General features: G+C 57.5%; 20 protein-coding genes, 1 tRNA gene and 1 pseudogene. 10 read left to right on the forward strand and 12 right to left on the reverse strand.

Annotation, left to right across the window (positions count from 1 at the left end; translation table 11 throughout):
- The 4 genes from ACVWXE_RS12440 to ACVWXE_RS12455 form a co-directional block, all read right to left on the reverse strand.
- On the reverse strand, window positions 1-283 hold a 283-nt coding region (locus ACVWXE_RS12440), incomplete at its 3' end, for an IS607 family transposase (RefSeq protein ID WP_457490458.1).
- A gap of 54 nt (window positions 284-337) precedes the next feature.
- The gene (locus tag ACVWXE_RS12445) at window positions 338-1,465 is read right to left on the reverse strand and encodes an aromatic ring-hydroxylating oxygenase subunit alpha (protein ID WP_457490459.1); all 1,128 of its coding nucleotides are present in this window, start codon (window positions 1,463-1,465) and stop codon (window positions 338-340) included.
- A 237-nt stretch (window positions 1,466-1,702) separates the two neighbouring features.
- Window positions 1,703-2,794, reverse strand: a complete 1,092-nt coding sequence (era, locus tag ACVWXE_RS12450; protein WP_414384116.1) for a GTPase Era — start codon at window positions 2,792-2,794, stop codon at window positions 1,703-1,705.
- A 326-nt stretch (window positions 2,795-3,120) separates the two neighbouring features.
- Window positions 3,121-4,833 carry a SpoIID/LytB domain-containing protein gene (locus ACVWXE_RS12455; RefSeq protein WP_457490460.1) on the reverse strand — a complete coding sequence of 571 codons (1,713 nt, stop codon included), beginning with the start codon at window positions 4,831-4,833 and terminating at the stop codon, window positions 3,121-3,123.
- A 138-nt stretch (window positions 4,834-4,971) separates the two neighbouring features.
- On the opposite strand from ACVWXE_RS12455, the pseudogene ACVWXE_RS12460 reads away from it, so the two are divergent.
- The 4 genes and pseudogenes from ACVWXE_RS12460 to ACVWXE_RS12475 form a co-directional block, all read left to right on the forward strand.
- Window positions 4,972-5,155 (forward strand): annotated as a pseudogene (locus tag ACVWXE_RS12460) (hypothetical protein); the annotation flags it as partial.
- Window positions 5,156-5,165: 10 nt separating this feature from the next.
- Entirely contained in the window at window positions 5,166-5,633 is a 468-nt protein-coding gene (locus ACVWXE_RS12465) for a DUF1818 family protein (RefSeq protein WP_457490461.1), read from the forward strand.
- A gap of 89 nt (window positions 5,634-5,722) precedes the next feature.
- On the forward strand, window positions 5,723-6,535 hold the full coding sequence (locus tag ACVWXE_RS12470) for an FAD binding domain-containing protein (protein ID WP_457490462.1): 813 nt from the start codon (window positions 5,723-5,725) through the stop codon (window positions 6,533-6,535).
- A 428-nt stretch (window positions 6,536-6,963) separates the two neighbouring features.
- Window positions 6,964-7,398 carry a type IV pilin protein gene (locus tag ACVWXE_RS12475; protein WP_414419262.1) on the forward strand — a complete coding sequence of 145 codons (435 nt, stop codon included), beginning with the start codon at window positions 6,964-6,966 and terminating at the stop codon, window positions 7,396-7,398.
- A gap of 33 nt (window positions 7,399-7,431) precedes the next feature.
- On the opposite strand, the gene ACVWXE_RS12480 is transcribed toward ACVWXE_RS12475, so the two are convergent.
- Window positions 7,432-7,505, reverse strand: a tRNA-Arg gene (locus tag ACVWXE_RS12480).
- Between the two features lie 201 nt (window positions 7,506-7,706).
- Here ACVWXE_RS12480 and ACVWXE_RS12485 point away from each other — a divergent pair.
- Both ACVWXE_RS12485 and ACVWXE_RS12490 read left to right on the forward strand, forming a co-directional pair.
- Window positions 7,707-8,141, forward strand: coding sequence for a hypothetical protein (locus tag ACVWXE_RS12485; protein WP_011432900.1), 435 nt, complete (start codon window positions 7,707-7,709; stop codon window positions 8,139-8,141).
- A 407-nt stretch (window positions 8,142-8,548) separates the two neighbouring features.
- A complete protein-coding gene (locus tag ACVWXE_RS12490; RefSeq protein ID WP_011432901.1) occupies window positions 8,549-8,875 on the forward strand; it encodes a DUF5684 domain-containing protein in 327 nt (108 codons plus the stop codon).
- Between the two features lie 44 nt (window positions 8,876-8,919).
- Here the strand turns inward: ACVWXE_RS12490 and nuoK are convergent, their stop codons facing one another.
- From nuoK to ACVWXE_RS12515, 5 genes are all read right to left on the reverse strand, one after another.
- Window positions 8,920-9,225 (reverse strand): NADH-quinone oxidoreductase subunit NuoK, encoded by a 306-nt coding sequence (gene nuoK / locus ACVWXE_RS12495; RefSeq protein WP_414328814.1) that lies wholly within the window; start codon window positions 9,223-9,225, stop codon window positions 8,920-8,922.
- Between the two features lie 81 nt (window positions 9,226-9,306).
- Window positions 9,307-9,915 (reverse strand): NADH-quinone oxidoreductase subunit J, encoded by a 609-nt coding sequence (locus tag ACVWXE_RS12500; protein ID WP_011432903.1) that lies wholly within the window; start codon window positions 9,913-9,915, stop codon window positions 9,307-9,309.
- 119 nt (window positions 9,916-10,034) lie between these two features.
- A complete protein-coding gene (locus ACVWXE_RS12505) occupies window positions 10,035-11,384 on the reverse strand; it encodes a TPM domain-containing protein (RefSeq protein WP_457490463.1) in 1,350 nt (449 codons plus the stop codon).
- A gap of 145 nt (window positions 11,385-11,529) precedes the next feature.
- A complete protein-coding gene (locus tag ACVWXE_RS12510; RefSeq protein WP_414412755.1) occupies window positions 11,530-12,261 on the reverse strand; it encodes a lipoyl protein ligase domain-containing protein in 732 nt (243 codons plus the stop codon).
- A 17-nt stretch (window positions 12,262-12,278) separates the two neighbouring features.
- On the reverse strand, window positions 12,279-12,743 hold the full coding sequence (locus tag ACVWXE_RS12515; RefSeq protein ID WP_011432906.1) for a YbjN domain-containing protein: 465 nt from the start codon (window positions 12,741-12,743) through the stop codon (window positions 12,279-12,281).
- Window positions 12,744-12,964: 221 nt separating this feature from the next.
- On the opposite strand from ACVWXE_RS12515, the gene ACVWXE_RS12520 reads away from it, so the two are divergent.
- Complete coding sequence (locus ACVWXE_RS12520; protein ID WP_457388151.1) at window positions 12,965-13,720, forward strand: 5'-methylthioadenosine/adenosylhomocysteine nucleosidase; 756 nt, start codon at window positions 12,965-12,967, stop codon at window positions 13,718-13,720.
- A 63-nt stretch (window positions 13,721-13,783) separates the two neighbouring features.
- On the opposite strand, the gene ACVWXE_RS12525 is transcribed toward ACVWXE_RS12520, so the two are convergent.
- Both ACVWXE_RS12525 and ACVWXE_RS12530 read right to left on the reverse strand, forming a co-directional pair.
- Window positions 13,784-14,761: a PspA/IM30 family protein gene (locus tag ACVWXE_RS12525; RefSeq protein WP_457490464.1), complete on the reverse strand. Its 978-nt coding sequence runs from the start codon at window positions 14,759-14,761 to the stop codon at window positions 13,784-13,786.
- Window positions 14,762-15,078: 317 nt separating this feature from the next.
- Window positions 15,079-15,897, reverse strand: coding sequence for a hypothetical protein (locus tag ACVWXE_RS12530; protein ID WP_457490465.1), 819 nt, complete (start codon window positions 15,895-15,897; stop codon window positions 15,079-15,081).
- Window positions 15,898-15,982: 85 nt separating this feature from the next.
- On the opposite strand from ACVWXE_RS12530, the gene ACVWXE_RS12535 reads away from it, so the two are divergent.
- The 3 genes from ACVWXE_RS12535 (at window position 15,983) to ACVWXE_RS12545 (ending at window position 19,412) form a co-directional block, all read left to right on the forward strand.
- Window positions 15,983-17,245 carry a class I SAM-dependent methyltransferase gene (locus ACVWXE_RS12535; protein WP_457490466.1) on the forward strand — a complete coding sequence of 421 codons (1,263 nt, stop codon included), beginning with the start codon at window positions 15,983-15,985 and terminating at the stop codon, window positions 17,243-17,245.
- A gap of 58 nt (window positions 17,246-17,303) precedes the next feature.
- Window positions 17,304-18,827 carry a hypothetical protein gene (locus tag ACVWXE_RS12540; protein ID WP_457490467.1) on the forward strand — a complete coding sequence of 508 codons (1,524 nt, stop codon included), beginning with the start codon at window positions 17,304-17,306 and terminating at the stop codon, window positions 18,825-18,827.
- A gap of 66 nt (window positions 18,828-18,893) precedes the next feature.
- Window positions 18,894-19,412 (forward strand): DUF4330 domain-containing protein, encoded by a 519-nt coding sequence (locus ACVWXE_RS12545; RefSeq protein ID WP_414342569.1) that lies wholly within the window; start codon window positions 18,894-18,896, stop codon window positions 19,410-19,412.
- The last annotated feature ends 91 nt before the right edge of the window (window positions 19,413-19,503 follow it).

Consider the following 19,503-nt stretch of genomic DNA (forward strand, 5'->3'; position numbering starts at 1 on the left):
CTCCAGGATAGAGGTTAACCAGTCTTGCAATCTGTCTCTCCAAGTCTGGTTTCTGCCCTCGACTGCTGACTCGGGCGTACAAAACGACTCGTTTGTCCTTTTTGGGCGCTCTGTTCGCGTCAGCGGGCCGGAGGCCAATGTAGCTGTCGAGGTCATACCTTCTCGCCCTACCGGATGGTGTACGTATTGCATTGATCCAACCTTTCTGTTCCCATCGCCTCAAAGTGTGGAGACACACCCCAAAGTAATCCGCCGCCTCTCTCGGTTTCACATACCTAGCCATACCAAGCAGCCATACTGAACATGCTACACATTGTTTTCAGTATAGTCCAGCGTATCATTGACTAGAGTCATGCTCCTGCATCTGCCGGCGGTATTCCCGCCCAAAGGCTTGCAGCAACCCTTCTGCATGGGAAAGAGGCCCTGCTTCATAGGCACGGGATCCCACCCCTTGCTGGGTGAGCTCGCACAGGTGCCAATCCTGTCGATTGGTGCGATCCCACAATTCCACCACCTCGCTGGGATCAAAACCATCCAGCGCCAAGGTCTCCGGCTCAAACAGCCAATCGCAGACAACCCGCGTCCGGTCGGATCCCTGGGGCCACAGAGTGTGGGTCATGACATAGTCCGGCTGCAGGCTCAAGAATAGATTGGGCATAAGGGTGTAGTAGTAGGCCCGCCGTTGGTTCTCGCCTCGCACGGTGGAGATCAGGGGCAAGCTGCGTTGGCCACTCATGTTTAGGCTGGTCACATCTGGATTGAGCAACATGTAGCCGCCCAAAAAGGGGCCTTCCATCAAGTCGTTGCGACCACTGCGAGCCGGCGAAAGGCGGGCCAATTCTGGGTGAATGAGCGGGCAGTGGTAGCACTCAGAGTAGTTTTCAAACAGCAATTTCCAATTGGCTTGAACGTGGTATTCAATACGATGGCCTCGCCGCAGAGCGGACAGGTTCCACTCTCGGAAACGACCTTGCAATGGGGCAAAAACCTCATCGAAGGGCTGAGGATTGCGGCTGAGGTTGACCCAGACGAAGCCTTCCCATTCTGCCAAGGCAGCGGAGTGGAGGGGATAATCTTCACGGCGAAAGTCTTCCACCTCGTGCATCTGGGGAGCCGCCAACAATTGTCCATCCAGCCCATAGCGCCAGGCGTGGTAGGGGCAAGGGATCCCATCGGCAAAATGGCCTTGGAGCTCGCTGCAGAGTCGGGTTCCTCGATGGCGACAGTGGTTGAAGAAGGCATGGGCTTGCCCCTTGGGATCCCGTACCAGGATCAGGCTTTCTCTGAGCACCTGCACCTGCAAAAAGTCTCCGGGTTGGGCCAGATCGGCACTGCGCCCCACGCAGAACCACTGCCGATAAAAAATCCGCTCGATCTCCGCCTCAAAACGGCTGGAGGAGACGTAGTAGTGGCCCGGCAGGGTGCGGGCGCCGGGTTGAACCGTAGCGGGATAGAAAGCGGTCATGGGGCAAAGCAGCGATAAGAAAAACTGCTGTGGGACTCCAGAGGCTTTGCTATCCAAGCTAACGCAGGGATCCCATCCGGCATCTATTCCAAGCAGATCCAAGGCATTTTTAAGGCATTTTTGAAGCATTCCCCCCAAGCACGCTGTGCTGCTCGCGCAAATACCCCAGTCTCCTACCCACAAGGGGAGAGGGGGGCATAAGAACTCCGTCCTGCTGACGCAAATGGCTTATTCCCGCTAGGGGGACGTAGCGCTGTAGCCCAAGTCGCGCAGAAGGTGCTCAGAGCGCCGCCAGTGGGGCCGCACCTTGACAAACAGCTCCAGGTACACCTTGCCCAGGATCAGCTTTTGAATCTGCAGGCGGGCTGCCTGGCCGATCCGCTTGAGCCTTTCCCCCCCTTTGCCAATGAGGATCCCCTTTTGCGAGTCCCGCTCTACATAGAGGGTGGCCAAGATGCGGGTGACGTTGGGGGTTTCTTCCACCTGGTCGATGGTCACGGCCACGGAATGGGGCACTTCCTCGCGGGTCTGCAGCAGCACCTGTTCTCGGATCAGCTCCGCCATGATGAACCGCTCCGGCTGATCCGTCACCAGATCCGGCGGGTAGTAGTAGGGGCCGGTGGGCAGCAGATCGATGGTGGCTTGGATCAGGGGTGTCAAACTGCTGGGATCCAAGGCAGACACCCAAACGACAGGAGCGCCGGGGCGCAGGGCTTGGTAGCTCTCTTGGTGAGCTTGGCGCACGGCAGCATCCCGAGGAAGCAGATCCGCTTTGTTGCAGACGATCAGGCAGGGGGAAGCAGCAGGGATCCGCTCGGCAATAAAAGCATCCCCGCGTCCTGCCGGCACCGATCCATCCACCACGAAGAGGATCACGTCCACAGCGGCAATGGCTGCCTGGGCGTTGTGTACCAAGATTTCCCCCAGGCGGTGGTGGGGTTTGTGGATGCCAGGGGTATCCACCCAGATGATCTGGGCTTGGGGTAGGGAGAGGATCCCCTGCAGGCGGTTGCGGGTGGTCTGGGCCACGGGAGAGGTGATGGCAATCTTTTGTCCCACCAGGGCGTTGAGTAGGGTGGACTTGCCCACATTGGGCCGCCCGATCAGCCCCACAAACCCCGACTTAAACCCTGGCGGGGCAGCCGGGATCGCAGACAGTTCCCCACTGCTGACACGACCGGGCGCCGATTCCCCTTCTGCTGCAGCAGCGGAGGACTCTGTCCCGCCGTCGCCAATGGATCCCTGTCCCTCAGGGGAGGGATCCCTCCCGTCTGAAGGAGAATAGGGATGTCCGGCGCTGATACATTTACGCTGAACACTGCTGAACATCACTGTTCAACTATGCAGCGATAGCATTCTGTTTGTTTCCATTCGCGTTAGCGGGACGGAGTCCAACCAGAATGGCGGTATCCCGCAAAGCTTTGAGTAGAATACCCAAAGCGCAGTTTCCGTGTCGTCTTACTACCAATTTTCTGCTTTGCTTTGGCTACCATGTTGGCAGACTCGAAAGTAAACAGAAAGATCAACTGGTAGTAATCCGTACTGAACATATTATACATTATTTTCAGTATAGTTGAGCTTATTATTGACTAGAGTCATGCTCTTCTAAAGGCTCTGTCCCGCTGTCGCGAACGGCCATAACTTTCACCCAACCTCTAGCGGATAGAGTAGGCTGCTGAGGCGGCAGGCAACTGCAAGGATAGGGATCCCAGCGGGGCCAAGGTGGTGCCGGGGTAGTAGAAAGCGAGGATTTGTGCCGCGTTAAACCCCTGCCGAGCCAGGGTATAGGAGCCATACTGGCTCAGGCCCACCCCATGGCCAAAGCCGCCACCGATGAAGCGATAGCCTGCCAATCGCTCCCCTTGTTTCAGAGGCTCTATCCGAAACAGGGTGCTGTACAGGCGAGGAAAAGCCAAGCGTACCTGATCCTTGCGCAAAAGAATCGAGCGGATCCCTTCTGCCGTCTGCAAGTCCAATTGCATCACCTGCACCCGGCCACTGGCGGAGCGCTCCAGGATCTGCATCCCCGCGATGCTGCTCCAGGTGGGCATCGGGATCCCTATGTAGTCTTGGCCGGCCCGCAACTGAGTGTTCAGCTCCTCCAAAGATAGGGAGAACTCCCAGCGGAATAGGCGGGATACTCCTGCTTCGTTGAAGCCCTCTCGCTGGGCCAAAAACGCCTGGAAGCTGCTCTCCTGCCGCAAATCCAGGGGCTTACCCGGTTGATGGCGCTCCTCGCCCTGCGGAGCACGATGGGCAATATCCGCTTGCGGGCGTAGGTAGGGGCGCGGATCCCCGTCCCAAACGTCTTCAAAGGCCGCCGAGACGCCACCGTTGGTGGAAGAATAAACGGCATCCACCAGCTCGCCGTTGTAGGTGAGCACCAGGCCGCTGGTCTGGCGAATGGCCTCGTCAGCCCGCGGGTGGGTTCCGGTCAATCCCTTGTAAACCTGGCAGTGGGTATTGGCACAGAGCTGATAGTCGTCAACCTGAAAGCGGTGGAGGTTCTTGAGGGCGTAGGTGCGCGCCAGGATCGCCTGGGCAGCCATGGCGGCAAAGGGAGCCCCCGACCCCACCTCATGGGGCACCACCCCCCGCAAATAGGTTTCCAGGGGCACGGCGTTGACTACGGTGTAGCTGCCGTAGGCGTTGGGCTGAATGGTAATAGAGCCGGCGTAGTGGCGGTCGTTCACCCGCAGATAGCCGGCATCGGAGGTCACCCTGAGGCGGGTGCGGTGGTAGCGAAAGTGTTCATGAACCCAGCTTAGCTCCGCCCGTTCGCGTCGCTCCTGCACCTCGAGCCGCACATGGGGGATCCCTTCCTTCTGGGCATACTGCTGAATCTGGATCAGTTGTTGCGGGGTGTAGGCGCGGCTGGCCCACACCTGCCATTCTTGCGGCTGGGCGATCTCGGTGCTGATGCCCAGAGACTGCCAATGGTTGGCGTTGGCCTCGGCACTCTCAAAACTTTTGTGGCTGCTGAGGATTAGACGGTATACGGTTTCCGGGGTGGTCAGGGCGCGATTGACAATGCCGATGCTGACCCGAGGCGTTCGCTGGGTCTGGGTGCTGCCGTCTGCTTGAGGGAATTCCAGGGTGAGAAGGGATCCCGTCGGCGCCGCCAGCTCCACTTGATCCGTCTCAGAACGGCCAAAGCGTTGCACAATGCCTATATGCAGGATTGGGTTTTCGGGGGTGGCTGCCGTGGCCAAGGTCTCTTCACGAACTCCGGTTGCGTCGGCGGCATGGAGCGCTAAGGCCGCCAGCAACAGGCCCAAGCCGGAAATGAGGGTGCTCTGTTTGCGCCAGCGGGACGGAGCCCCTAAAAACCGACGGGGTTTGGCAGTGAGAGCCTGACAACTGGCCATGGCCGCTTTATCCTAAAACACACCCTGTCGATTTTACCCCCATCTTTTTTGGCCTACCTGCAGCGGTTGCGTCAGCAGTGGGGAGCATGACTCTAGTCAATAATAAGCTCAACTATACTGAAAATAATGTATAATATGTTCAGTACGGATTACTACCAGTTGATCTTTCTGTTTACTTTCGAGTCTGCCAACATGGTAGCCAAAGCAAAGCAGAAAATTGGTAGTAAGACGACACGGAAACTGCGCTTTGGGTATTCTACTCAAAGCTTTGCGGGATACCGCCATTCTGGTTGGAAACAAACAGAATGCTATCGCTGCATAGTTGAACAGTGATGTTCAGCAGTGTTCAGCGTAAATGTATCAGCACCATGGATGCTTTTCCTTGCCTGTCTGTTCCCGACGACGGGTTCCCAATCGCCACGGCGGGACGCCGTCCCTCTTTGCACAAGGGATCCGGCTGGAGGCTGGGCTGGGATCCCACCCGTTCCCCTTTTGTTGCGCTGGTGGGGGGAGAAACCTGGGCGCTGGAGCTCACTCAGGAGGAGTGGCAAGCGTTTGTGCAGGGGGTGCAGCGCCTGCAGCAGGATGTGGAGGCCATCGCCTCCCAACTGATGGCGGAGGAGGGCATTACGCTGGAGCAGACTTGCCCTGCTTTGACGTTGATTGCCAGCGGCAGCGCCACTGCCTGGGGCCTCTACGTGCAATTGCATCAAGGCCGGCGCGGAGAAGGTTTTTGGCCTGCTGATGTTGTCCCTGAGCTGTGCCAGGCCCTCGCCCAATGCTTTCAGGAAGCTCTCTAGCCCCCTGAAGCCTGCAGTCTGGATCCCTGCCCAGGGTTTTTGGGGCGAAGCTACAACCCCTTGATTCCCTTCAGCGCCTGAGAGAACCGATGGATCTGCACCATCTGCACACTTACATTCGTCCCCGACAGCTTGAGGACTTGACCGCCTGGGATCCCGGCTGGAACTGGCTGGCCGGGGGGACTTGGCTCTTCTCACAGCCGCAACCCCACCTGCGGGGACTGATCGATTTGCATCCTCTGGACTGGAACGAGCTGGAAATCAGTGCAGAAGGGTTAAAACTGGGGGCAACCTGTACCTTCCAGCAACTGCTGCAATACCCTTGGCCACTCCATTGGCCGGGGATCCGCGCCCTGTGCGAGGGAATAGCATCTTTGGCCTCTTTCAAAGTGGCCCACCTGGCAACGATAGGGGGAAATCTCTGCCTGGCCCTGAGTGTCGGTGTCGTAGCGCCCGTGTTGATCGCTCTTGAGGCCACCTACACGCTGATCGATCTGCAGGGATCCCTGCGCCACATCCCCGCTCAGGACTTTCAAACCGGCCCCCAACAAACTCTGCAGCAGCTGGGCGAAGCCTTGCGATCCATCTGGATCCCGGCCCAACGGCTGCGCGGCCCCAGCACCTTTCAGCGGCTCGGCATCACCCAAACGGACCCCGCCTTGGTGATCGTCGCTGGATCCCGCGATCCCGACTCAGGCGATTATCGCTTCGGACTCAATGCTGCCCTTTCGCCCCCACAACTGGTGCGGCTGGGATCCCGGCCCGATCCAGAACATCTTCCCCAACTTTTGGCAGAGCAAGCCCACGGCTGGATCGCGGATTTTCGGGCCAGCGCCCTTTACCGCCAACGCATGAGCGAGGTATTGATTCGCCGCTGTCTGGCAATCTTGCTCCGAGAGTAAGCCTGACCTCCCTGACCAAATGAGAGAGGATAAATTCATCTGCTGAGCTCCCAAAAACGAATGACCCATGAGAGTCCGCGGCGGCAGCAGGTGCCACCCCACAGACAACTGCGAAAATAGTTCACAGTGAACCCAGCTTTATCTGAGCTTAAAACTTGAGGCCAGTTTATAAAAAACTTACCCACAGTTGATAGCCAGTGAGGTTTTGGATTCAGGAGTTCGCGTGATTTGACAGGGAAAGTTTTGGATCCGCAAAGGGTAACCTGAAACCAAGGAAAGGCTGGAATACTGGGGCAAGCTCCTTTGGGTTTAGCTAAGTGCCTGATTTCTCCCGAAGCGGGACTGGAACTGCTATGAGTCGGTTTTCCCTTCATGAAGTCTATCTCAGGAGAATCCTTTTCCGTCTGGCCACTGCGGCTCCTCGTGGCATGACATTGATCGAGTTGCTGGTGGTCATCGTGATTGTCGGTACTCTCTGCGCGGTGGCCATTCCCAACCTGCTCAACCACATTCGCCGCTCCAGAGTTGCTGAAGCCCAAACAGCTTTGGCGACCATTGGCCGCGCTTCAGAAATCTTCCGCATGGATTTTACGGTTTATCCTTCCAGCTACGCCGATATTCAATTCGGAGGGATCCACGGGGATCGCTATTTACAAGATCCCTGGCAAGCCTACAACTACCGTCTTCCCGAAGTTGTTCCTCCCACACCTGGCCCAAGCGGCATTCGTTGGATGACGGAGTCTCACACCTACACAGCTGCTGGTGGGAATCCCCTGCGCTGTGACATCGGCCTTGGGGATCGCCAGCAAGAGGTTTTGGTCTCCGGCTACGACCTGCACAACTCCTGCAACCTTTATCATTGACTTGCCTGGGCGAGATTTGGCGGCTTGAGGAGACGGGACTGGGCGGACTTGAACCGCCGACCTAGCGCTTAGGAGGCGCTTGCTCTATCCATCTGAGCTACAGCCCCTTGTCGAACATCCTACTGCTCTTAGCCCCCATCTCAGATTACAGCCCTTTTGCAGATGAGGTGATACCCGACCAGTTCTCATCATGCCCCAACTGGGTCTGGCGTTATCGGTTGTGTTGTTGACATTGACCTGCTAGACATCTTCTGTGATGCTAAGAAGTGTTAAGCTAAAGACTTGGATCCCAAACCGAGGTCAGCCCTATGGAATCCCTTTCTGATCCCTTCGTCAATCCCCCCATTTACTCTGCCATCGCCTTATTCAGCTTTTTTGCTGTTATCTTTGGCATCATTTTCAAGGACAATTTGGAATACCAGGTGGCCCTTTGGCAGCTCAACCGGGATAGCCAAGCGCAAATTCGCTACCGCACTCCTGGGGTGATCCTCACCTACAGTCTCTGCTGCCTGTTTACCTCTGGGTTTGTGGCCGCGTGTCTGAACGTGTTTGGCCTGTCTATGGCCTTGGCCGCCTGCGTCGGTGGGATCCTAGTGTTGAGCACGGCAGGCTTGGTGTGGTGGCAGTTGGGATCCCTGATGGCTCTGTTGGCTGCCGGTGGATCCCAGGCCATCGATATTGACTCTTACGGAGCAGGGGCCATTTTGGATTCTGAGGCGGCAGCACCCCCCGAGGGAGAATAGGATCTTGGAGTAGTCTTACCCCATGCCCTGGTCTAGCTGGATCAGCTGGATCCAGAAGAGCGTGCCTACAGAGTAGAGAAAGCTTAAGAAGTTTCTGGCCAACTTGTTAAAACGAGAGAACAAGTGCCAGCTCAGCTTTTAGAGATTATTCGTCAGATCTGTATTCTTGATGAAACTTGACAGAATTCTTGATGAAACTTGACAGATAAGTCTGGACAACGGGATCCCTTTTGGCTAACTTTGTGGGCGGGATCAGAGTAGCTCCTGAACAGCTTTGGAAAGTTGGTTTTCTTGCGGTTTGGCCTTATAGCTGTATAGATTCGAGGGTTGTCTCTGACACCAAAGAGACGCTGGAGACAAGTGAGTTGACATTCGCAAATATCAAAAAAATATGTGGGAGGGTCACGATGGATGAGCTTTTACCAGGGCTGATTGCCGTTGCCCTTTACGCCTTCTTTAGCTACACCTTAATGGTGATTGGAGAGAAGCTAAACGTGCCGAATGCTTGGTTAGCTTGGATCCCGATTGCTAACATCTGGGTGATGTGTCGAGCTGCTGGTAAACCCGGCTGGTGGGTGATCCTCTTCTTCATTCCCCTAGTCAACTTGATCTTCGGTATCTGGGTGATCTTTGCCATTCCACCCCGCCTGAATAAATCCCGCTGGCTGGGTCTGCTGGTTTTCCTGCCTGTTTTGGGAGCTTTGCTCTACTCAGGCATTCTGGCCTTCACTTGAATTAGCCAGCCTTGCCTTGATACAAACTAAACAATCGAAAAAGTCTACCACTTGAGCAAGTTAAAGCTCTCCATATCAATAGTGGCGCGATTGCGATAGATCCCCAACACGATGGCCAAGCCCACTGCGGCCTCGGCAGCCGCCACAGTGATGACAAACACCGAGAACACTTGGCCACGAATCATAGCTGAATCGACAAAGTTGGAGAAAGCCATAAAGTTCAGATTCACCGCATTGAGCATCAGCTCAATCGACATCAGCACGCGAATCGCATTGCGGCTCACAATCAATCCGTAAATACCAATGCAGAAAAGAATCGCTGCCACCACCAAGAAAAACTGCAGTTGCAACATCGCGATGAGCTCCATGTAGATACACAATGACAGGGGCCTCGGGAAAGCTCTAGGTTTTATGGCCGAGAGCAGTCAGCTTTAGCGGGTGCTCACCAGCTCTGCCGGTCGTTCTGACTCTGATTCCAGCTGGGGTCGGGCCCGCTCCAGCAAGCTCAGATCCCCTTCTCCGGCTTGGGGAAGAACAAACTCCCGCCGCGCCAAGACAATGGCCCCAATCAACGCCATCAGCAGCAAAACAGAAGCCAGCTCAAAAGGCAGAAGATAATCGCTGAAGAAGTGGCCGCCGATCACCAACACACTGCTCAAAGGTTGGATCGGCTGCAGCGGCCAAGGGGTGTTCAAAGCCATCGCGGCTAGAAGGGCAAACAGACCCAAACAGACCACCGCCGTCACTCCGTTGCGCAGCCAGCCCAGCTTCAGAGGAGCAAAGTTGTAGCGCCGATTCACCAACATGATGGCAAACAGGATCAACACATTAACTGCGCCGACGTAGATCAGAACTTGGGCTGCGGCCACAAAATCGGCATTCAAGAGGAGATACAACCCGGCCATGCTCAGGAAAACGCCCCCGAGCAGAAAACCGGAATAGACAATGCTGGGGGCCCAAACCACACCTAGCGCGAAGCCAATGGCCATCGCCGATAGCACCACAAACGTAACCAGTTGTACGCCTTCTCCGAGGGTCATGAGAGATCCGTCCTTAGCCAGTTTCTATTGCTGCTCCCTTACCACTGTACTGTCCTGGCGGATTTAAGAGAAGCCCGACTCCTTTTTCAGATCGATAGAGAAATCTCTAGAGTTGGGTCTCACCAACTGCCGCCCGCTCCGCCACCTCCGCTGCTACCGCCACCGAAGTCTGAATCTCCACCTGAATCTCCACCGAAGTCTGAATCTGTGTCTGTGTTGCTGAGCTCGGGGATGACCACCTCTCGCTCGCTGCGGTACCCGCAGATAGGACAGCTCAGGATTTCCAGCTTCAAGCCGCTAGAGGAATAGGTGGCTTCCCTGAGAACCTGTGTGGTGAGGTCGAGGGTGAGGGCTTGGCACCGAGGGCAGTAAAGGTGTCGGGAGAGCGTGCCTTCGCGCACAACCACAGCTATTCCTTGACAGGTAGGACAAAACCAGCCGTAGTAGCGAGCTCTGCCGCGGCTCCTGGCCAGGCGATGCTCTTGGGGAAGGTACTTATCCAGAAGCTGGGGCTGGATTGGGCGCATGGGTCGGCCACAGGCTTGACAAACCACCGGCTGAAAAGGGATCCCACGCTTCCGGCTCAAGGTGCCGTCAGTGGCCATAGCAGCCACAACCGGCAGAGCGAACCCCAGCCAGTTGCCGCTGGACAATCCTAGGAACACGCCAAGGCAGAGGGATCCCGAATAGAGGAAGAGACGAATGGGGTCGCTCTGAACCGAAGAGAGCACAGCACCTGTTCTTAGATCTCTGCGTGTCAGGGAGAGGACTTGTCTTCCCCCTCGCTCAGCCCTCAGAGAGACGGGCATGCGAGAGCGCTGCCACCCCAGTCCCAAAATGATGATCCCCAGCAGCAGCAGGATCCCTTCCACCAGGGAAGAATCAATGCCCTGGGCCACTGCCCCAGAAGAAGTTGCAATCGTTGAGGTGGTAACTCCAGAAGCTGCCGCAGGAACATTTGCAACGGGCTGGCCCTGCAACACCGAGGTCAACTGCCGCACCCCCGCCAGAGTGCCGCCATCAAAATCCCCATTGCGAAACCGAGGCAGGATCTGCTGGTCGATAATCTGCTGGACTCGGCTGTCGGGGAGGATAGCGACCAGGCCCCTGCCCGTTTCGATTTCCACCCGCCGATCCCCTACCGAGATGAGAAACAAAACCCCGTTGTTTTGGCCTGCCTTGCCGATCCCCCAGTAGTTAAATAGCTGCGTGGTGAAGTCTTTTGGTGTTGCATATCCCTGAGTATTCGGCACGGTAACCACTGCCATCTCGGCACTGGTGCGCTGCTCAAGCTGAGTGATAAGACGGTTGAGCTCGTTTTCGGTGCTGCTGCTGAGGATGTTGGCGGTATCGGAAACCCACCCTCCATACTGACGGCGGGGGTTGGGCACCTGTTGAAGGGTAATGGCCCAAGCGGGCTGCGGCAGCAGGGATACAACTAGCAAAACTGCCGCCCAAACTTTCGGCATGGCTTACCTGGCTGAGCGCTGCCTAGGTTCTAGCACAGCTGTCTCGGCTAGACTGGCAGTCCTTTTCCCAGGGAGAGAGGGGAGTTGGGGAACGGTTGAGACAAGCCGCTTCTTGTTGCTAGTAATTGTTAACAGCAACCGGCCCTCAGTCCGGCCAAGGGAGCCAGGCTTCTTCTTGCCATTCCACTTCAAAGCACTCCCGGGCGGCCTGGAGAAAATGTTCGATCAAAGCAGGGATCCCTGGCGCCGTGGGGCAAATGTCGTAGATACCAATCACCTGCGAGCCGGGCAGATACCGTTCCCACAGCTCTAGATTGGGTTGCAATAGGAGGGATCCCTGTTGCAGGATCCCCCAAGGTTGCCACAGTTGGGCGTTGCCCATCAGCTTTTTGCCCTGCCAGCTCAAGTCAGCACGGGTACGGGAGGCAAAGCAACTGGTCTTGTTGCGGTAGCCGGGATCCCGGTGGCTTCGGCCGTGAGCAAAAGCGGGCTCATCTATGGCAATGCCCAGCTCCGCCAACCCCTGCACCCAAAAGCGGCAACAGAAGTCGTACACCCAGGCCCGCTGCAAACTGGGCAACCTGGCTTGCAAGTAAGAAAGGGGCAACACCAAGCTGTAGGTCAGCTCTGCTGCATCCTCAGCCGCCTGATGGAGCACCGCCCTTCCCCCCGTGGGTCGGCGCACAATCGGGATCCCTGGCAGGGGATCTGGCCAAACCTGGTGCCGTCCCAGCGAGAGGGTAAGCTGATCCCAGCCATAAAAGCGCAGGCAGGGCTGAGGATCCCGACGAAGCCTGTGCAAAAGCCGGAAGTCCTGCTCCATTTGCCAGGCCCCAGAGGCCACGCGGTAGGGGAGCCAGTATCCCTGGGATCCCATCCTGGCAAAGCCAGACCTTAAACTTTGGGGAACTCCGCCTGGAGGGGCTCATCATATTCATCGGCCAAGCTGGCCACAATGGTGATGGCCCGGGAAATTTCGCCCGCTGTGATCCCTTCCAAGGTGCGGTAGTGGTTCAGCACCACCTGGTTGTTCCAGATGCAAAAGCGCGCCTCTAGGGTGTCGCTCCAATTCTTCTCCAGGAGCTTCTGCATCAGCTTGGCCGGTTCTGCCACCGGCAGAGAGAGAACGGGAGACCATACCAAAAGAGTGTCTTCTGGGGATTCGCCGCTCAGATGGACGAACACTTCTGCCGTGCCGTAGGTGAATTTCCAGGTGTGACCTTGCTCGTGGTTCTCGTAGGCGGCATCCTCCTTGAGGCTGGAAACCACCGCCGAGACAACCTCAACGTAGCGAACGGACTCTGGAAAAACCTCTGGCGAAGGGTTAAAGGTGCTCATGAGCGGCTCACTGTAGACCATGGTCTTCCCCCTATTCCCTATCCAACCACCTCAACTATACCGCTATACCGCCTAAGACTCCGACCTATCCGGTCATCGCTTTGGGATCCTCAACTCAGGCGAGAATGAAACCGTTGGCAATGGTTCACTAAGTGGCCGGACAGGTGAGGGCAAGCGATCCCCCCCGCCAACTGGAGAGAGAGCCTGTTCAAAAGTCTTTCGAAGAACCTGAGGGAAGCTCTATGGAATCTCCATCTCATCTCCCCCAGAAAGCCATTGGTATTCTTGGAGCCCTGCCCGAGGAAGTGGCCATGCTCACCGCAGCAATGGAAACCTGCTCCATCCATACCCATCTGGGGCGACAGTTCTACCGGGGATCCCTGGCGGGGCAACCGGTGGTGGTGGTACAAGGTGGGGTGGGCAAGGTGCGGGCGGCAACCACGGCGGCTCTGTTGGTGGCCCATTTCCCTTTGCAGGGGATCATTTTTACCGGTGTGGCCGGGGCCTTGGCCGATCACCTGCACATGGGAGATGTGGTGCTGGCCCATGCGGCGATTGAGCACGACTTCGGCACCGGACGACCCGAGGGCTTTGTCTTGGGGATCGATTTTATCCCAGAGCTGCGCCACCCACTGGCCGAGGCCGATAGCGCCCTCTACGACCTGATCGTGGCCCACCCCGAGCGGATCCCTCTCCACCCCCTACAAGGCCGGGATCCCGTCATTCATCAAGGCTTGGTGGCCACCGGCGATGTGTTTGTGGCCGACGCAGACCTACGCCGACAAATCCGAGAACGCACCGGCGCTTTGGTTGTGGAGATGGAGGGGGCAGCCGTGGTGCGAGTAGCGCAAGAAGCCGGGATCCCTTGTTTGCTGGTGCGCTCGGTCAGCGATGCAGGGGACGATACGGATTTCTTGAGTTTTTTTCAAACGGCGGCGCTCAACTCGGCCGCAGTCGTCCGCACCATCCTGCAAAGTCTGCCCCCGTCCTTGCCTTAGCCCGACTGTGGGGATCCGGGGATCCCCTTTCCCAAGGAAGAGTTGGGCTGGATCGCGTTGGCGTCAGTTGTTCATCTCCCGCTCCAGTTTGGCCATCGAGATCTGGCTTTCTAGGCGGGAAATGCCTTCGCGAAGGGTTGCCACCTGCGCTTCAACTTCATCCAAAGATTTGCGAACCGCTTCTGCCGCGCTCATGTGCTGGTTGCGCCGAACCAAAGCCTCGCGGGCAAGGTCATCCTGGTTCTGTTGGCTGGCTTTCTCAGCCCTGACAAACCAATCTTCGGCCTTTTGCAAAATTTCGTCGTACCGCCGTTCCAGTTGCTTGCGACTGGCCAGGGTTGTGGTGAGGCTGCGCTGCAATTGTTTCAGATCCCGCTCCATCTGCCGGATGCTCACCCTTTGTCGGCTGGGCTTTCTCCACAGCACTTTGCTCAGACCCACCACCACCACTGCGGTAGCAATCCCCACACCCGCAGCCGCCGCCGGATTTTCACGAATCAAAGAACCATCCAAAACATTGACCCCCGCAAAGGCCGAGGTTTGCGTGGCCGTCTCCCGAAACTCCCAAGGCATCACCGGATTGCGTTGCTGCCAGAAGCCTAACCGCGCCGCTTGGGCCGCCTCTTGGGCTTCTAGGTAGCGTTGCCGATTGGCCCCGTGCAAAAAGCGCTCGTAAACCACCGCCTGACCCTGGCGCAACATCTCCAAATTCACCAAACCATCGGCGTTGTACACCTGGGCAATGTGAAGCCCTTCCGGTGTGACATAGAGGGTATCCACCTGCACCAGGGATCCCGTCGGGAGCAAGTTTTGCAGAGCCTCTTGGGATAGCCGCCCCCAGCGCCCTTGGGTCAGCTCCGGCGCATCCACATAGGCCAGACGGAAACGGGTTGGCCTGCCGTTCAAGTCCGCCCAGAAGGTATCCCCATCCACCACCGACCGCACCCGGGCCGTCCCGGAAGATTGTGCTGCCGCCGGAAGAACAAGCCAACTGCCCGAAAGGACAGCCACAGTCATCAGAAGGGAAGTTCTTGAGGTCATGGGGGTCACTCCTATTGTGCAGAACAAGAACAAAAGTTAAGAAATAATAAGATAGGGAAGTTTCGGGAACCAACCGGAACCCCAGACCGTCTCCAGGACTTGCTACGGGGCTGGCCACTGTTTTCGCATTGCAATTTCTCATTGCAAAGTCAGCAGGGCCAGCTACTCTCCACGTGAGAGAGGCAAACTTTTCCAGCGGAAAGCTGCGGCTCTCGAAGAGTCGGTCCTTTGGGTTGGCTTAGTTTGGGTTAGAGTTTAGCTCACCTTTTGGGGCAACGTCACAGCCCTAAGGCGCAATCTTTGTCCCCCGGATCAAATCACAGGCGCAAGCGATAGGGTTCCTCGTCGGGGAAGTCGGGCAGAGGAGGGGGCAGGATCTCGATCTCCCCCGTAGGCAGCGTTTGCAGCACGGTACCCAACTGGACCAGTTGTTCCAAGACAAACAGGCGGGTATCCCGGTCGGTGGTGGAGGTATACACGCTCAGCCAAACATCGAATTGGGAACGGCGGCTGAGGGGGCTGCGGGCAATGTTATCCCCCAACTGGCGAAATTCATCTCCAGGCAGGCCCACCTGCTCTCGCCAGGCAGCGGCTTGGTAGTAGTCATTGCGGCCCGCTTCCGCATCCCCCAGAAACATAAAGTTAAGTAGAGCACGATCCACGTAGAGTCGCCAGGCGTCAGGGTTGTTTTGGGGGTTGAACTGCTGCAGGCCGCGATCCAAAATCTCGACGGCTTTTTCCGGCTGGCCGGCCCGATAGGCCAACACCAAACTGGAGAGCCGGTAGCCCAAGAGGAAACGGGGATCCAGCCGCAGCATGTGATCGAAGTAGTCGTAGGCCAGGCCATAGCCAGTCAGGGTGCGAGCCGGTGCATCCCCGTAGTACTGGATCAGCTCCAGCCACAGCCAGGAAGCCCCCAAGTTACGGTAGCCCAGCCACCCCAGCGTATTGGCCAGGGCAATGTTGCGGTTTTTGCGGGCCTCGGCATTTTCCAATTCTCCCAGATTGATCCGCTCCAGCATCGGCAATTGCAGCCGCACCACCAGGATCCCACACAGAAACGCCCCCCCAACGGCGGCCAAGGTGCCTATGAGGGAGAAGCGAGAGCGGCGACGGGGCAAGGAAGCAGCAGTCATGGCAAGTTCTTCGCGGATCCCTGAGGCTGTCGCGACCAGGGCTACACTCAATCATAAATTGAACCGTTGAGCCTTTCCCCTGCCTATGGCCAGCTCTGCCCTCTCCGCTTCGGAACGAGCCTTGAGCCTTTACGAGGCTCTGCCCTACCCTAATGTGCCCCTCTCGCAGACGGCTCGCAATGCCCTGCCGGAGATGTTTAAGATGAGCTACACCACGGCTCAGTACCTGCGCACCCATGCTATCGTCCCGCCAGAGGGCAAGGTTTTGTTGAATGCCGGCTGTGGCTCCGGTTGGGAAACGTTGATGATGGCCGAGGCCAATCCAGGGGCCCAGATTGTTGCCTGTGATCTGTCTCCGGCTTCGGTCAAGCTTACCGAGGAACGCCTGCGCCACCACGGCTTCACAGATGCCGAATTTTATGTCCTCAATCTGCTGGAGCTGGAGCGTCTGGGGATCCAGTTTGATTTCATTAGCCTCAATGATGTTTTGTATTTGCTGGAGGATCCCACCGAGGGCCTGCGGGCCATGAAAAATGTCCTCAAGCCCGATGGCATCATCCGGGCCAATCTCCACAGCCGCTACCAACGGCAGGTGTTTTTCCGCCTGCAAGAGGGGTTGCAAAAGGTGGGGCAATTTGACGTTCCGCCAGCAGTAGGGGCCAAGAATGTGCGGGAGTTCATGGGATCCCTTCGGGAAGAAGTGGCCCAGGCGGTGCTCTGGAACCCGGCCAACTATGCCGAAGATGCGGCCATTATGAATAATTACCTACTCTCCAACGACAAGGGGTTCACGATCCCCGACCTGTTTCGCATGTTGCAGCAGGCGGGGTTGAGCTTTTTGAGCTTGGTGGATAGGCCCGACTGGTCGGTGGAGTCTTTGTTTAAAGAGGTGCCTGAGTTTGTGCGGCAGCGGTTGGCAACCCTCAGCATCATGGAGCGGCTGCATCTGTATGAACTCCTTCGCCCTGTCCATCGCCTCATCGACTTTTGGGCGGAGCATGCCGGCTCTTCGCCGGTGCTGCCTTGGAGTGACGAAGATTGGCTGTCGGGATCCGTACAATTCAATCCCCTGTTGATGGACAACCCCCGCTTTCGCCAGGAGTACAGCAAAGCCCTGCAAGAGAAGCGGCCCTACGAAATGCAGTGGACAGGGGCCACCCACGGGCGGATCAGCATCCCTGCCGAGAAAGTGAGCTGGTTGGCGCCACTGCTTCAAGGACCAACGCCGGTTCGAGAGCTGATTCAACAGGCCGTCCAGTTGGGATCCCCAGATGAAGAACGAACAACCGCTGAGGTGCTGACCTTCCTAACCAACCTAGAAGACTTTCTTTTTTTGATGCTGCAGTAGGCAGCTCCCCAAGTTCTGGCTGCCCATACCTGTCTGTTGTTTGTAACCTATGAGTCAGATGTCTGCCCGGTCGGGATCTTACTGGCGCGCAACCCTGACGCGGTGGTTCCCACAGCCTCTGGATCGCTGGGTGGCCCGGATTACCCTCTGCAACCTGGCCATCGGGGTGATCCTGGTGGTGTTGGGCAACCACACAGCTCCTTACGTGCGGGATTTCAACTGGCAACAGCAACGGGTGGGGGCGCAAGAAGTGCAGATGGTGCTCACCTTCAACCGCCCGATGGATCCCGTCAGCGTTGAAGAGCACTTGCAGATCCAGCCCCCTCTGCCAGGCCGAATGCGCAAGCTGGGTCGCCGCTTTTTTTGGACGCTGACAGAACCGGCCCCCTACGGCCAGACCTACCGGGTGCGCCTGCAGGCAGCCGTGGATGAACGGGGCCAGCCCATGGCCCAGCCCTTTGAGGGGGAATTCCGCACGCCGGATCGGCAGTTGCTGGGGATCAGCACCGAACCTGCCCAGCGAGGGCGAATGTTTCTGTTCAACCTGGAGACGGGAGCCGCTACCCTGCTGACTCCGGCTGGGCTCAAGGTAACCCAAATGCAGCCCAGTGCCGATGGCCGCTTCGTGTACTATTTCGCCACGGCCACCAACCTACAGCACCAGGATCTGTACCGGCTGGATCTGGAGGATCTGTCTTCGCGGTTGCTGCTGGATCATCAGGGTTACCAAAACCTGCGCTTCCAAGTCTCGCCGACGGGGGAACTGGTGGTGGCAGAGCGGATCCCGCTGCAACGGGATCCCATGGCTGCCGTCCAGACGGAGCTGTGGATCCAGAAAACGAGCCGGGATCCCTTTGAACGTCTAGAGCTGGATACGGCGGTGGGGGGAGATTTTTTCATTAGCCCCGATGAGAGCAGCCTGCTCATCTCGCAGGGACAGGGGGTGGGGATCGTACCCTTGCATCCACGGGCGGCAGCGGAGAGCTTTCTAGCCCAGTTCGGCCAAACCTTAGCCATCCGCCCCGATGGGGCTTTCGGGGCTTTGCTGCGCTTCAATCCCGACTACACCCGCAGCCTCTCCATCGTCAGCAATACCGGCAACAGCGAGGAGATTTTGAGAACCCAGGGATCCATCCTGAAAGGGGCTTTTTCCCCTCGGGCGCCCATCTTCTACGCCTTGGTCAGTGAGGTCTCTCACGTTAGCGGTGCGGAGCATTATTCTGTTGGCGAGGTCGCGATGGACTCCCCCAGCTACACCGAGTCGCCCCGCCTGCTGGCGATAACGCTCGGCACTGAAGCAGGCAACGCCATAGAGGTGGTTCGAGCCACCTATCCCGTCGATCTGGACTTCAGCATTTCCCCGGATGGACGCATGCTGGCCTACACGCTCTTGGAACCGTTCCCAGGGATCCCGGATCCCTCGGCTCCCCTTAGCCGTAGCGGGCAAGCCATCATGGCCTCGCAAGTGTGGTTGGTGGATTTGCAGGACGGGCTGCCCATTCCTGATGGACAAAGTGGTTCGCACCGCTGGCGGGAACGCCGCCTACCGCTGGGCAGCAGCGCCCTAGCCTGGATCCCCTAGAGCGGGAAAGCCACTTGGAGAACAAACCTGCCTAGAATCAAGACAGGGTGTGCGAGGAGAGGTGATATGCGGCTCATTGACGAGCAGGGGCGGCTTTTGGGAAAGGTCAGCCTCTTGGATCTGGGAGCTCTGGCAATTGTGGTGGTGGCCATTGTCGCCGTCTTGTTCTTTCCGGGTCGGCAGGCGGGCAGTGTCGTCCAGGTGGGAGGTGGCCCCACGCTGCCGGTGGAAGTGGACATGATTGTGCGCGGGGTCAGCAGCCGCTCTATGGAACCTTTTCAGGCGGGGCAGAAGGCTGACCTGATCATCCGCAACCAGCCCTACGGCCAGGTGGAGGTGGTGCGAGTGGAAAATGTCAGCCGCACGGTGCCAGTGGTTTTCCCCGATGGGCGGGTGCAGAACTTGCCCGATCCCGAAGCCTATCGCCTCGATCTGGTGTTTACCTTGCGAGGGCGCGGCCAGCGGACGGAGAATGGCATCGTCCTGGGCAACAATCGCGTCAAAATCGGTGTTCCCCTAGAGCTAGAGACCTTTGGCTACAACTTGCGCGGCACCGTGATGGACGTGCGGCTGCCGCAATCGTAGAGCATGACTCTAGTCAATAATAAGCTCAACTATACTGAAAATAATGTATAATATGTTCAGTACGGATTACTACCAGTTGATCTTTCTGTTT

The sequence above is a fragment of the Thermostichus sp. MS-CIW-41 genome, assembly GCF_054058915.1.